Origin of the sequence: Pseudomonas sp. DTU12.1, from assembly GCF_009873475.1 — a bacterium.
Lineage (GTDB): Bacteria > Pseudomonadota > Gammaproteobacteria > Pseudomonadales > Pseudomonadaceae > Aquipseudomonas > Aquipseudomonas proteolytica.
The window spans coordinates 4,783,720-4,797,168 of record NZ_CP045254.1 but is presented as its reverse complement, the minus strand read 5'-3'; the positions used below and the strand labels follow the sequence as shown (position 1 = coordinate 4,797,168).

General features: G+C 62.1%; 11 protein-coding genes and 1 pseudogene. 3 read left to right on the top strand and 9 right to left on the bottom strand.

The window, feature by feature from the left end; translation table 11 throughout:
• The first annotated feature begins 4 nt into the window (after nucleotides 1-4).
• Nucleotides 5-721, top strand: a complete 717-nt coding sequence (locus GDV60_RS21180) for a lipopolysaccharide kinase InaA family protein (protein WP_159908660.1) — start codon at nucleotides 5-7, stop codon at nucleotides 719-721.
• Nucleotides 721-948: a hypothetical protein gene (locus GDV60_RS26960; protein WP_159908658.1), complete on the top strand. Its 228-nt coding sequence runs from the start codon at nucleotides 721-723 to the stop codon at nucleotides 946-948. The genes GDV60_RS21180 and GDV60_RS26960 overlap by 1 nt, the downstream gene beginning before the upstream one ends.
• Nucleotides 949-1,167: 219 nt before the next feature.
• On the opposite strand, the gene GDV60_RS21170 is transcribed toward GDV60_RS26960, so the two are convergent.
• The 5 genes from GDV60_RS21170 to GDV60_RS21150 all read right to left on the bottom strand — a co-directional run bounded on the left by GDV60_RS21170 (nucleotide 1,168) and on the right by GDV60_RS21150 (nucleotide 9,129).
• The gene (locus GDV60_RS21170; RefSeq protein ID WP_029295388.1) at nucleotides 1,168-4,200 is read right to left on the bottom strand and encodes a multidrug efflux RND transporter permease subunit; all 3,033 of its coding nucleotides are present in this window, start codon (nucleotides 4,198-4,200) and stop codon (nucleotides 1,168-1,170) included.
• 3 nt (nucleotides 4,201-4,203) lie between these two features.
• On the bottom strand, nucleotides 4,204-5,367 hold the full coding sequence (locus GDV60_RS21165; protein ID WP_159908656.1) for an efflux RND transporter periplasmic adaptor subunit: 1,164 nt from the start codon (nucleotides 5,365-5,367) through the stop codon (nucleotides 4,204-4,206).
• A 135-nt stretch (nucleotides 5,368-5,502) separates the two neighbouring features.
• Nucleotides 5,503-6,600, bottom strand: coding sequence for a DUF1513 domain-containing protein (locus GDV60_RS21160; protein WP_159909293.1), 1,098 nt, complete (start codon nucleotides 6,598-6,600; stop codon nucleotides 5,503-5,505).
• 2 nt (nucleotides 6,601-6,602) lie between these two features.
• Nucleotides 6,603-7,667 carry an imelysin family protein gene (locus GDV60_RS21155; RefSeq protein ID WP_029295394.1) on the bottom strand — a complete coding sequence of 355 codons (1,065 nt, stop codon included), beginning with the start codon at nucleotides 7,665-7,667 and terminating at the stop codon, nucleotides 6,603-6,605.
• Nucleotides 7,668-7,698: 31 nt separating this feature from the next.
• Entirely contained in the window at nucleotides 7,699-9,129 is a 1,431-nt protein-coding gene (locus GDV60_RS21150; RefSeq protein WP_070994459.1) for a di-heme oxidoredictase family protein, read from the bottom strand.
• Between the two features lie 148 nt (nucleotides 9,130-9,277).
• Between GDV60_RS21150 and GDV60_RS21145 the strand changes: the two genes are divergently transcribed.
• Nucleotides 9,278-9,841 (top strand): nitroreductase family protein, encoded by a 564-nt coding sequence (locus GDV60_RS21145; protein WP_092237887.1) that lies wholly within the window; start codon nucleotides 9,278-9,280, stop codon nucleotides 9,839-9,841.
• A gap of 43 nt (nucleotides 9,842-9,884) precedes the next feature.
• Here the strand turns inward: GDV60_RS21145 and GDV60_RS27200 are convergent, their stop codons facing one another.
• The 4 genes and pseudogenes from GDV60_RS27200 to GDV60_RS21130 form a co-directional block, all read right to left on the bottom strand.
• Nucleotides 9,885-10,640: a methyl-accepting chemotaxis protein gene (locus tag GDV60_RS27200; RefSeq protein WP_371128906.1), complete on the bottom strand. Its 756-nt coding sequence runs from the start codon at nucleotides 10,638-10,640 to the stop codon at nucleotides 9,885-9,887.
• Nucleotides 10,641-10,742: 102 nt separating this feature from the next.
• Nucleotides 10,743-11,750 (bottom strand): annotated as a pseudogene (locus GDV60_RS27195) (HAMP domain-containing protein); the annotation flags it as partial.
• A 397-nt stretch (nucleotides 11,751-12,147) separates the two neighbouring features.
• Nucleotides 12,148-12,552, bottom strand: coding sequence for a YbaN family protein (locus GDV60_RS21135; RefSeq protein ID WP_092237880.1), 405 nt, complete (start codon nucleotides 12,550-12,552; stop codon nucleotides 12,148-12,150).
• A 213-nt stretch (nucleotides 12,553-12,765) separates the two neighbouring features.
• The gene (locus GDV60_RS21130) at nucleotides 12,766-13,374 is read right to left on the bottom strand and encodes a biliverdin-producing heme oxygenase (RefSeq protein WP_092237877.1); all 609 of its coding nucleotides are present in this window, start codon (nucleotides 13,372-13,374) and stop codon (nucleotides 12,766-12,768) included.
• Nucleotides 13,375-13,449: the final 75 nt, after the last annotated feature.

The window sequence follows — 13,449 nt, the reverse complement described above, 5'->3', positions numbered from 1 at the left end:
CAGGATGGTGGTTGAGTACGTAGGAGGCAGTCACGTAGCTCCCGAAGAGCGGTTCGAATATTTCTGGCGGCAGCAGGGCGAGTGGGTTGAGGCACCCAATCGTCGTCGAGGTGGCGAAAGCGGCGTGCAGCGGGTGATCGGGACCAATGGGCGGCTGCTCTACAGCAAACGTCAGACCGGCCATACCTATCGCAGCTGGCTGCACCCCTTCGGGCGGCCTACGGTGCTGCGTGAGCGTGATGCGCTCAGGGGCCTGCGTTTGCTCGATGTCGGTGTTCCGGAGCTGGTGTTCTGTGGCGCCCGACGTGACCCTGAACATCAATGGAAGGCCTTGTTGGTGACGGCGTCATTGGATGGTTTCGAGGAAATCGACAACTGGTACGCCGCCGGTGGCCGCAAGCAATGCGGGGAACTGGTGCATGAGCGGCTGCTTGATGAACTGGCGCAAACCCTGGCGCGCATGCACAAAGGGCGTTGGCAGCATGGCTGCTTGTACAGCAAGCATATCTTTGTGCGGGTCAGCGGTGCGGGAGAGGGCGCGACGGTCGAAGTGGCGCTGCTGGACCTGGAAAAGTGCCGCCAGCGTTTGACCGCCCGACGGGCCGCAGCCCATGACATGCAGCAATTGCGTCGCCATTCGTCGTGGAATGCCGCTGACTGGCAAAAACTCAGCTACTTTTACGAAGCGGCGTTTGGCAGCGCTATCAAGGGTTTAACCTAATGAAGCTAGAAATAGCACGAGGTTTGTTTCTGTTGGGGGCCTTGGGCATCGCCTCCCTGGCCCTGGCTGCCTGGGAGCAGCCCCGCACAGAAGTCCTCAGCGCGGTGCACAGTGGCGCGCAATGCCCGCTGCCGCGGATCGCCAAGACCACGGGGGTTACACAGCCTGACCATCAGCTTTTGCTGTTTATGTTCGGGATGTCCCAAGGGATGAGGCCTGCGAGTTGAAGAGATTGACCCCCCGATAAAAGGCCTCGCATAGCGAGGCCTTTTGTTTTGTGCATACCTGTGGCGAGGGGGCTAGTCCCCCGTTGGGCTGCACAGCAGCCCTAAAACCTGGCACCTCGGCGTATCTGATCAGCCGCAGTGGAGCTTACAGATTGGGGCTGCTTCGCAGCCCAACGGGGCTAGCCCCCTCGCCACAAGTACGCACAAATGGATAGGTACTCAATCCGCCAAGGGATCACGCTTGGCCAGCAACGTATACACACACGGCAATACAAACAAAGTAAACAAGGTGCCCACCGACATCCCCGTGGCAATCACCATCCCGATATCAAACCGGCTGACCGCCCCCGCCCCGGTGGCAAAGATCAACGGCACCATGCCAAACACCATCGCTGCCGTGGTCATCAATACCGGGCGCAGGCGAATCGCTGCCGCTTCTTCCACTGCTTCGCGGGCTGTCAGCCCCTTGTCCTTGCGCAACTGGTTGGCAAACTCGACGATCAGAATCCCGTGCTTGCTGATCAGCCCGATCAACGTCACCAACCCCACCTGGGTGTAGATGTTCATGCTCGACCAACCAAGGAACAACGGGATCAACGCCCCACAGATCGATAGCGGCACTGTCACCAGTATCACCAGCGGGTCACGGAAGCTCTCGAACTGTGCCGCCAGTACCAGGAAGATGATCGCCAGTGCCAGGCCAAAGGTGACCCACAGTGCGCTGCCTTCCTGGATGAACTGGCGCGAGGCGCCGCTGTAGTCGAAGGCGTAGCCGGCCGGGGTTTCTTCGAGGGCGATCTGGCGCACGGTGTCGATGGCCTCGCCCATGCTGACAATCGGAAAGCCCGAGATCAGCGCCGAGTTGAGTTGCTGGAACTGGTTCAGTTGACGCGGCCGAGCGCGGTCGCTGACGCTGATCAGGGTCGACAGCGGCAGCAGTTCGCCCTGGGTGTTTTTCACGTAGTAATTGTTCAGCCATTCGGGGTTGTCCCGGTAGGCCCGCTCGACCTGGGCGATGACCTTGTAGCTGCGGCCATCAATGGTGAACCGGTTGATTTCCGCTTCCGCCAGCAAAGTCGCCAGGGTGCTGCCCAGGTCCTGCATCGAGACGCCCATCTGCGCCGCCTTGGCACGGTCGATATCCACCACCACCTCGGGTTTGTCGAACGCCAGGTCGATATCCACGAAGGCGAACTTGCCCGACTCCATGGCGCGTTTTTTCACACGATCGGCCACTTGCAGCAATGACTCATAGTCATTGGGCGTGTTGATCACAAAACCAAAGGGCAGGCCCTCGCCAGTGCCCGGCAGCGATGGCAGGTTGAAGCCAAATACCTGCAAGCCCGGAATCTGCTCCAGGCGCTTTTGCACCTCCGGCAGGATTTGCATCTGGGTGCGCTCGCGCTCGTTCCACGGCTTGAGCAGGAAGCCGCCGATACCCGATTGCACGCCATTGAAGCCATTGATCTGGAACGAGGAGTAATACTCCGGGAAGTCCTTGAAGATCGCGATGAACTCGTCGGTGTAGGTGTTCAGGTAGTCCAGGTTGGTCGGCTGCGGTGCGCTGGCCATCATGAAGATAATGCCCTGGTCTTCGTCCGGGGCCAGTTGCGACTGGGTGAACTTGAGGAATACCGGGATCAGGCACAGCACGATCAGGGCAAACACGATCACCACCGGCCGGGTGTTCAAGGTGCCGTGCAACAGGCTCTGGTAGCGGCGCTTGAGGCCTTCGAAGATCCGGTCCAGGCGATGGGCCAGGCCGCTGGGGTTTTCGTCGTGGCGCAACAGCAGGGCGCACATCATCGGCGACAGGGTCAGGGCGACGATACCGGAAATCACCACCGCCCCGGCCAGGGTCAGGGCGAACTCCTTGAACAGGGCCCCGGTCAGCCCCTCCAGGAAGCCGATGGGCGCATACACCGCCGCCAGGGTGATGGTCATCGACACCACCGGCACCGCAATCTCCCGCGCGCCTTCCAGCGCGGCGTCCAGTGGTTTCTTGCCGTCTTCGATATGGCGGTGGATGTTCTCCACCACCACAATCGCATCGTCCACCACCAGGCCGATGGCCAGGACCATAGCCAGCAGCGTCAGCAGGTTGATGGAGTAGCCCATCAGTTGCATGAAAAACAGCACGCCAATCATCGACAGCGGAATGGTAACCACCGGGATCACCACCGAGCGCAGCGCCCCGAGAAACAGGAACACCACGACGATCACGATCAGCACCGCTTCAAACAGGGTCTTGACCACCTCGTTGATGGACGCCTGGATAAACAGCGTGGCGTCGTAGGCAATTTCTGCCTTGAGGTTGGGCGGTAGCTGGGATTCCAGCTCCGGCATGATCTTGCGCACCTCTTTGATCACATCCAGCGGGTTGGCGCTGGGCGTGGCCTTGATGCCGATATACACCGAGGGCGTGCCGCCAAAGGAGCTGATGGCGTTGTAGTTTTCCGCGCCCATTTCCACCCGGGCCACGTCACCGAGCAGCACCCGGCTGTCGCCATCGGTCTTCACGGTGATGGCAGCGAAGGCTTCGGCGGTCTTGAGGTCGGTGTTGGCATTGATGCTGGTGACCACATACTCGCCTTTCACTTCACCGGCGGCAGAGAGAAAGTTGTAGTTGCGCACGGCATTGGTCACGTCGCCGGCGCTCAGGCCGAACCCCGCGAGCTTGACCGGGTCCAGCCACAGGCGCATGGCAAATACCTGATTGCCGAGGATCTCGGCTTCGGCCATGCCAGGCAGGGTCGCCAACTTGGGCTGGATCACCCGCGACAGGTAGTCGGTGATCTGCGGGTTGCTCAGTTGTTGGCTGGAGAAGCTGATGTACATCAGGGCCGACGCATCTGCGGCCTCTTTGCTCAATACCGGATCTTCAGCGTCTTGCGGCAGCTTGTTCTTCACCTCGTTGGCCTTGGCCAACAGTTCGGTGAACAGGCGGTCGCTGTTGGCGCCGATCCGCGCATAGATGGAAATCACCGAGAAGTTCTGGCGACTGACCGAGGTCATGTAGTCGATGCCTTCGGCGCTCGCCAGGCTTTGCTGCAAAGGTTGTGTGATGTAGCCCTGGATGGTCTCGGCATTGGCCCCCGGGTAAGCGGTGGTCACCGTGATCAGCGCATTTTCCATGGACGGGTATTGGCGCAACGGTAGTTTGCTGTAGGCCTGGAAACCCAACAGCACGATCAGCAGGCTGACCACCATGGCCAGCACCGGACGGCGGATAAACGTGTCGGTAAACGCCATGGCTCAGTTCCTTGAACCGTCGTTGCGCGGAGGTTGGCCAGGAGTGGCCGGCAGGTTTTTGTCTGCGGTGATAGCAATATGCGCGCCGGTGTCGAGCTTGAGTTGGCCGGCGCTGACCACTTGCTCGCCACTGCTCAGGCCCTTGGTCACCAGCACCAGGCCGTCACGCCGCTCGCCGGTCTCGATAAAGCGCCGTTCGGCGATCAATATCGGTTGGCCGTTGGCATCCTTTTCGAGGCTGCCGTCTTCGCTCTTCTTCTGCGCCACCACATAGGCCGAGTTGCCGTAAAGGGTGTAGGTGATCGCGCTTTCCGGTATCACCACCTGTGCCTGCGGATCGGGCAGCAGCACTTGCAGGCTGCTGAACATGCCCGGCAGCAGTTTGTTATCCGGGTTGGCCAGGGTTGCCCGCACCAGTACGTTACGGGTGCTGCTTTCGACTTTTGGGTTGATGGCGCTGAGGGTGCCGGGGAAGGTCAGTGTCGGGTAGGCCGAGACATGCACTTGTACCTCCTGGCCGACCGCCAGCTTGGGCACCGATTGCTCGGGCACATAGAAGTCCACGTAGAGGCTGCTCAGGTCCTGCAAGGTGGCGATCACCGTGCCGCTGGCCAGATAGTCGCCGACATCCACCTGGCGAATGCCGATGGTGCCGCTGAATGGCGCGACGATGTGTTTCTTGGCCAGGGACGCCTTGAGCTGGTTGACCGTGGCCTTGTTTTTTTGCAGTTGCGCCGAGAGTCGGTCGAACTCGCCCTTGGAGATCGCCTGGCTGCCCACCAGTTGGCTGCCGCGCCCGTAGTCGAGCTGGGCCAAACCGAGGTCGGCCTGGGCGGTTTGTAGCAGGGCGTCTTCCACTGCGCTGTCCAGTTGCACCAGCGGTTGCCCGGCCTTGACCTTTTGCCCGGACTCGAACTGCACGCTCTTGACGGTGCCGGCAATCTCCAGGGCGAGGTTCACCCCTTGTAACGCCTTGAGTGTACCCACCGCCGGCAGGCGCTGTTGCCAGGGCTGTTCGACCGCCGTGGCCACCGCCACGCTGATCGGTGGTTTGGGCGCGGAAAAGACCTGGATCTGCTGATAGATGGAAAAGGCCTTATAGCCTGCCAGCAGCAGGACGATTAGCAGGGCAACGGCCAACATGATCAGCATGCGACGACGCAGCATATTCCGGTTCCTTGGAAAAAACTGAGGCAGACGAAGACGAACGATTTGGCACATTACTCCGAGTGCCTGGGGGATTCCAACTGGCATTTTTAGCCGTCAGCCCCCCTGCAGGCGCCGGCAAGCCGGCGCCTGCGATCAGATCAGATGCAGATGGTTGTCCCAGAGCCCTGCCGGCAATTCCAGGGGCTTGGCCACCAGTTGTGGCTGCCGGCAATCGTAGAAGCGGCAGCGGCCCTGGCCTGAAGTCACGACAAACCCATCCGCCACTGCACCCACGCCGGCGCAGTCGGGCAACGGCCCGTCCAGGCGCAGCTCGCCGCTGTCCATGTCCCAGATAAAAAAGCGATTGCCCCGTGGTGCGGTCAGTGCCACCAGGCGCAACTCACTGTGCACGGCGACGCTGGCGGTGTAGTGCCCCATGGCCTGCAATTGCTCGTCGGCCACCGGGAACGCCACGAACGGCTGGCCCGGACGCTTGATCGCCAACAGCTCGGAACGCTCCTGGGACGGGCCCATGAACTGTTGCCCGGTGAGGATCGTGCCATCGCTGGCGATCCCCATATGGCGCACGCTGTTCATCTGCTGGCCGAGGGTTTCCTTGCTCAACAGCGTACCGTCGCGCTGCATCAGCACCAGGCTGGGCTCCATGGCGTTGAGGTTCATCTCGACCCGGCTCTCGGCCTCGGTGCGAATACCGCCATTGGCCACGATCAGGGTTTCACCGTCGGGCATCCACGACACCTGGTGCGGGCCGATGCCGTGGGTAGAAATCTCACCGGTGTGTATCAGGCGCTCACCTTCGAACTTGTACACGCCCAACAGGCCGCGACCCGGGTCGGTGGTGTCGTTTTCTGTGGCGTACAGCCAGTCGCCGCTCTTGTGGATCACCGCATGGCCATAGAAGTGCCGGTTGGCCTGGGACGTCACGGTTTGCAGGAGCGTGCCGTCGCGCAGGTCCACCAGGTAGCTCTCGGTGCCTGGGCGGCGGGCCACGAACAGGGCGATGGCCAGGGTCGGGTGGTTGATGATGTCGTGGCAGCGCTGGGCGACCTGGGTGGCGAACACCTGGGTGCCATCCAGGCGATAGCCCACTGCATAGTGCTTGCCGTCGCCATCATCCCGGGCTGATAGCAGCAGCGGGCTGTCGCCCTTGCGCTTGAACAGCGTCCAGCCGCCCAGGGTAATTGCACTGAGCAGCACGCTGCCGATGGCCAAAGCCTGTCGCCTGAGCATCATCAGTCACCGTCGTTGGCGTTGAAGCCCAGTTGGATGCCCAGCGCCTTGGCCAATTCGCCTTCGTGCAGGCGGTGGACGACGTTGAGGCTGTCGTAGATATCGTTGAGTTGCTGGCGCCCGGCGTCGTCGGCCAGCAGGTCGTTGAGCGAGCGCTGGTTGCTGTCGAACAGTTTCAGGGAAGCAGCGTAGGCCGCATCGACCTTCTCGGCCAACGGCTTCTGGTCGGCGGGCAGCAGACCGCGCAGGCCTTTGTTGTCCACCCCGACCCACACGGTCTGGGCCGCCGCGAGGCTGGCGCGCAAGCCTTGCAGGGACGACTGGCTACGCCACGCATCGGCCTGGAACGGCTGGGGGATGCCTTTGGACAGGCGACCCATTGGCGTGCCGAGCTTTTTCTTCAGGGTATCGAGGGCCGTGACTTGCACGCGCAGCAGTTCGGCAATGGCTTCGTGGGAATCGGCGTAGCGCTGGTTGGGGAACTTGGTCATCTGCGCGAGCATGCCGTCGGTGCTGTTCCAACTGGCGAGGATTTCCTCGGCGAGTTGTTTCTGACGCTCGCCGATGGCGATCAGCAGAGGGCAGTAGCGGGCTTTCTGGGCGTCGTTGGCGATGTCGGTCTTGGCGTCATACAGGATGTATTCGTAGGCCGACAGGCCTTGCACCACGACGCTGGACTTGGCCAGGGCGGCGGCATCGATCTGCGGCTGGGCGGTGGCCAGTTGCTCGACCTGGCGGCCGACGAGGTTTTTCTTGTCGGGCCAGAACTGCACCTGCCAGGCGCGATTGCCTTCGGCTAGCGGGCCGATCAGCAGCGGTTGCAACTCAGCCCAGGCTTTTTGCGCGTGGAGGAAGTCGGCGCGGGCGGTCTCCAGGGATTCCTTGCCTTGGCAGTACGCCAGGGCGCTGACGGCCAATTGCCGGTCAGCTTCGACCCAGCGGCTGTAGGTCGGCAGGATCACTTGCTTGGCGATGGCCGCCGAAGTGACTGCTTGCGGATCCTGCGGCGAGCAGGCGCCAAGGGCCAGGGCGGCCAGGCTGGTGAACAACAACTTGGGACGGAACATGTCGAGCTCCCTTCATTAATTGGGGCAAAGCTTATAGAGAATTCAGGAACGCGAGCAACGCGGCGCGCTGCTCGGCGCTAAATGACAACACATGTTGCTGCGCCGCCTGGGCTTCACCGCCGTGCCACAGCACGGCTTCAAGCAGGTTGCGGGCGCGGCCGTCATGCAGGAACTGGGTGTGGCCACTGACGTTTTGCGTCAGGCCGATGCCCCACAACGGCGGCGTGCGCCAGTCGCGGCCACCGGCCTTGAATTCGGTACGGTTATCGGCCAGGCCCTCGCCCATATCGTGCAGCAACAGGTCGGTGTAGGGGCGAATCACCTGGTTGGCCAGCTCAGGTTCAGCGGCGTTGGCTGCAGTGGTGAATTTCGGCGTATGGCACGACTGGCAGCCAGCCTGGAAGAACAGGTTCTTGCCGGCCAGCACTTGTTGTTCGTTGACATCACGGCGCGCCGGCACGGCCAGGTTGCGGGTATAGAACAGCACCAGGCGCAGGATGTTATCGCTGACTTCCTGCTCGCCATTTTCGCCGTTGCCGTTGGGCGCCTGCTTACAGGCAACCTGTGCGTCGGTGCAGTCATCGAAGGGGCGCAGGCTGGTCGTCAGGCCCATGTCACCCGAAAACGCGTGAACATTTTGTTGATTGAGGTTCGGTTGCCCGGCTTTCCAGCCGAAACGGCCGAGCACGGTTTTTTGTCGGGCATCATCCCAGACCCAGTTCGGGCGGCCGAACACGCCGTTTTTGTCCGGGCGTTTGCTGGCGTTTTGCAGGATGTCTGCGTCGCTGATGGCTTCGAGCAAACCCAGGCCGATCATCGGCGGAGCCACGCGGGCGGAAAACCGCGTATCGGGGTGCATCGCCCCGTAGCCGAGCTGGGTAATCTGCAGGCTCGGCTTGCGCAACTCGACCACTGTGCCGTCCTTGAATGTGACGTTGACCGGCGTGTAGTCGACCCGCACCTTGCCTTCCGGGACTACGCCGGGCACGGCCATGTCCTGCAACTGCCCGCCGTACACCGGCTCGGGGACGATACCCAGTTGCTCGATGACCTTGGCATAAGGCGGCGAATCCGGGATCGACAGACGCACCAACATCGACACCGCATTGCTGGCCTCGGGCAAGGGCGGATGGCCGCGCCCGTCCTTGATGTGGCAGTTCTGGCAGGCGTTGGTGTTGAACAGCGGCCCCAGCCCATCGCGGGCGGTGGTAGTGGCCGGGGCGATCACCCACGGATTGCGGAAAAAGCTGTTGCCGACGCTGAAGTCCAGGCGACGGGTCGGCGCCAGGTTCGCTGAAGGCAGCGAAAAGGCATTCTGGTCTGTCTTCCTTACCGTCGTGCTGCCTCCCGAACGCGCCTCACCCGGCTCGGCCTGGGTAAACGTCGGCGGCGCGGCGTCATCGCAGGCACTCAGGCTCACGGCCACCAAGAGTGCAGACAGGCGAAGAAGCAAACGGGGCATCGATAATCCTGGAAGGCGGGCGACGGTGGATGAAATTCAGGGGGCAAAGTCTAACAGGGCGGGGCGGATTGAATAAGAGCAATTATCGTTTGCTCCAATCTGATGCATTCCCGCTAGAATGGCCGCACATTTTTCCTGGAGGTGGCCAATGCAGGCTCTCGACGCTTTGCTCAACCGTGTTTCCGTGCCGCGCCTGCTGGAGCCGGCGCCGACTGCCGAACAGCGCGAAGTGCTGTTCGCGGCAGCCATGCGTGCGCCGGATCATGGCCAGTTGCGGCCTTGGCGTTTTCTCACCGTGGAAGGCCCGGCTCGCGAGCAGATGGGCACTCTGCTGGCCGAAGCGGCCCGCCTGCAAGACCCCGCGGCCCCGCAAGCGGTGATCGACAAGGCACAGAACGGCCCGTTGCGTGCACCTTTGGTGGTGGTGGTGATTGCCCGTCTGCAAGAACACTTCAAGGTGCCCAAGTCCGAGCAACTGCTGGCGGCGGCCTGTGCGGCCCACGGTATTCTGCTGGCGGCCTATGCCCAGGGGATTGGCGCAGTGTGGCGCACCGGGGAGTTGTCGTATTCGGCGCATGTGGCCAAGGGGTTGGGGTTGAGCGCGGGTGAGGAGGTGATTGGCTTCCTGTATCTGGGTACCGCGCAGAACCCGCCGCGTACGGCGGCAAAGGAAGACCTCACCGCGTTTGTCAGTGCCTGGACCGGGCTCTAACCTCACACTGTGTGGGAGCTGGCTCCCACATGGGTATTTGGGTCTACACCCGGAACTGATCCATCAGTTTCATCTGCTGGTTGGCCAATGCATTCAACTGGCTGCTGATCGCCGCTGATTCTGTCGCCTGGCCGGTCAGGGTCTCGGTCACGGTACGGATCGCCGAGACGTTGCGGTTGACCTCTTCGGCCACGGCGCTTTGTTCTTCGGCGGCGCTGGCGATTTGCAGGTTCATGTCGCTGATCACCGTCACCGCATCACTGATCTTGCCCAGGGCCTGTACGGCTTGTTGGATCTGCCCGGCATTGCTCTGCGCCTGGCTCTGGCTCGAATGCATGGTGGTCACCACCCCACGGGTCGCGCTCTGGATGCGTTCGATCACCAGGCGGATTTCCTCCACCGAATCCTGGGTGCGTCGCGCCAGGTTGCGCACTTCGTCTGCGACCACCGCAAAACCCCGCCCGCTTTCCCCGGCGCGCGCGGCTTCAATTGCGGCGTTGAGGGCCAGCAGGTTGGTCTGCTCGGCAATGCTGCGGATCACTTCCAGCACCGAGCCGATCTGCTCGCTGTTGACCGCCAGGGCTTCAACTTCGGTCACGGCCTTGCTGACTTCCTCGGCAAGGGTGGTGATATCGCGGGTGCTGCGTTCGATGATCGCCAGGCCCTCGCGGGCTGACTGATCGGCGCCGCGAGCTGCACTGGCAGCGTTAGAGGCGCTGTTGGCCACATCATGGGCGGTGGCGCTCATCTCGTTGGAGGCGGTTGCCACCTGGTCGATCTCGCGGAACTGCACCTGCATGCCTTCACTGGTCTGGCGCGCGATTTCCGAGGATTGATCGGCAGTGCCTCGGGCTTCGGTGATGCTCTGCTTGATCTGGGCAATGGTCGGTTGCAGCTTGTCGAGGAAGCGGTTGAACCAACTGACCAACTCCCCCAGTTCATCTTTTTTCGTGTAGGCCAGGCGTTGGGTCAGGTCGCCGTCGCCGCTGGCAATGTCCTTGAGCATCGCTGCCACGCTGTTGATCGGGCGAGTCACGCCTGTGGCCGTCAGCCATATCAGCAACAGACCCAGCAGGCCGGCTGCGGCGCCCACCAGCAGCGCTTGCAGTGTGCCTCGGGCCTGGGCGTCGTGGAGCACGCCTTGCAACTTGACCGAATCGGCCAGCAGCACGTCCTTGGGTAGCTTGATCACCACGCCCCAGGGCTTGGCCTCGGCAATCGGCTTGACTGGGTACACCGCGCGGATCGTGTCGTCTTGCTCGCGCACCTTGCGCGTGTCACTGGCCAGCAGTTGCACGATCTCTTTGCCTTCGCCACCCAGCACATCAACGATGCTTTTGCCGACCTTGTCCGGCTCACCGCTGTAACTGGCGATCAGGCCGCTGCTGGAGAGGATTTCCATGATCCCCGCGCCATCGAACAATTCTTTTTGCGCGGTATTGGCCGCCGCTTGCAGGGCGTCCAGCGCAATATCGACGCCGATCACACCAATCACCTTGCCATCTGCCAGCAGCGGCAGCGAGATAGTGGTCATCAGCATCGCCTTGCCGGCGACTTCGTCGGCGTACGGGTCCAGCAGGCAAACGTTGCGGGTATCCCGTGGGCAGGTGTACCAGATGTTGTAGGGCGTACCGCTAAGGTTGAGGGTGGTCTTGGTCAGGTCCGCTTCCACCATCACCGTGTTCAGGCCTTCACCGCCGGCGCGGCTCCAGTAGCTGGAAAAGCGCCCGACTTCGTTGGAAGCGCGCAGTTTGTCGTCGACAAATTCGCTGTCCCTGCCATCCAGGCCGTTGGGTTCAAACGACAACCAGATCCCCAGCACCTTGGTATTGCGCTCGAAGGCGGTCTTGATCCGCTGGTTGAGCTCCTCGCGCACGGCCCCGGCTTCCAGCGAGCGCTTGGCGGCCATGTTGCGCAAGTCCTTGACCTGGTCGGCGAGGGCGGTGACCACCAACAGGCTCTCGCCGAAGGCTTTCTGTAGCTGCACGGCTTGCTCGGCGGCCTTGGACTGGAGCAGGTTCTCCACGCTGGTGGTGAGCATGCGCGAGCTGGAGGCGCTGACCAGTTGGTCGTTCCGGTTGGTCTGGTAGATGTTCAGGCTGACGATCAATGCAATCACCCCCAACAGGCAGAGGCCAGACAGCAGCACGATTTTCAAGCGGATGGAGAGGGTGTCGAACATGGGCTTACTCGCGATTGGACTTGTTGGTGTGCAAGCAGGGCAACGGCCAAGTCCATTCGGCGCTATGCCCGCAACATCGGCACCGGCGGGTAATTCATGAGGGGCAGGCGATCAGCGGTAGCGCTCAGGTCGCGGTTTGCGCGAGGCGTTCGGGGCGTGACCAGATCCACAGGTTGCCCAGGCTCATCCCGGCGATGGCCAGGTAGATCGGCCAGCCGTGATCGAGCACCACCAGCATCAGGCCGGCACACAGCAGCATGCTCACGGTGGCGCTGACCTTGGCCCGGCGGGCAATGATCTTGCCGTTGCGCCAGTTGAACAGGATCGGCCCGAACAGGCGGTGGTTTTCCAGCCAGGCGCTCAGGCGTGGCGAACTCTTGGTGGCAGCCCAGGCAGCCAGCAGGATGAATTCGGTGGTGGGCAGGCCCGGCACGACAATCGCAATCAAGCCGATCCCCAGGCTGACGTAGGCCAGCAGGCCGAACAGGATTCGGGCGAGTTTGGAGGAGGATTGGGTTGTGCCGGTCATAGGTACGATTTGTATGGGGTGCGAAAAATCTGAAAGTGCAGTGCGATCAATATGTAGAGGCTGGCCTGTGTGGGAGCTGGCTTGCCTGCGATGGCATCGCCTCGGTCCACCTGATACACCGAGGCGCCTGCATCGCAGGCAAGCCAGCTCCCACACAAGCCAGCTCCTAAACAGCTGGTTCCTAAACAAGCTGGTTCCTACACCAGCAGGGGATCAGGCCAGTTCTGGGGCGCTAGCGTACGCCTGTTCCAGCAACACGGTGAAGCGTACGAATGCATCCACCGCACCTTTTTCCGCTGCCGCTTCTTCTTCGGCGCTCAGTTCCAGGCCGTCGAGGGTACGGGTGAAGCTCTTCCAGCCTTCGGCACGGCCACCGGCTGGTTCGCCCAGGTGGCGGGCACCGAAGGTTTCGCTCAGGCCCAGGCCGACGGCGCGCTTGATCAGGAACGCAGCGCCAAGCTTGGAACCTTCGGACACGAACAGCCAGCCCAGGGCTTGGGCCTTGCTCGGGTTATGCACGGCACCGGCCACAGGGGCGGGTACTTCGGTTTCCAGGTCGGCCAGGTCCAGTTTGGCGGCTTCGGCGCGGCAGCGCTCGGCCAGGTCCGGGAACAGCTTGATCAGCTCGGGATCGTTGTACAGCGCCACCAGTTCCGACTGGAACAGGTACTGGGCGACGACAAAACGGGCGAAGTTGGCCTGGGTTTCGAACGGGGCGTGGGCCTTGACCAGTGCGTCGAGCTTGGTGTGTGGCTCGTTGGTGATCTGGTTCAGGCGCTGGGAGCGCAGGCTTGCACGTTCTGCGGTGGTGGAAGCGGTCATGGGATGTCCTTGAGAAGGAAAAGCGCCTTATTGCCAGGCTGTTATTACTAGACGAACAAGAAGACGCGTCACAGT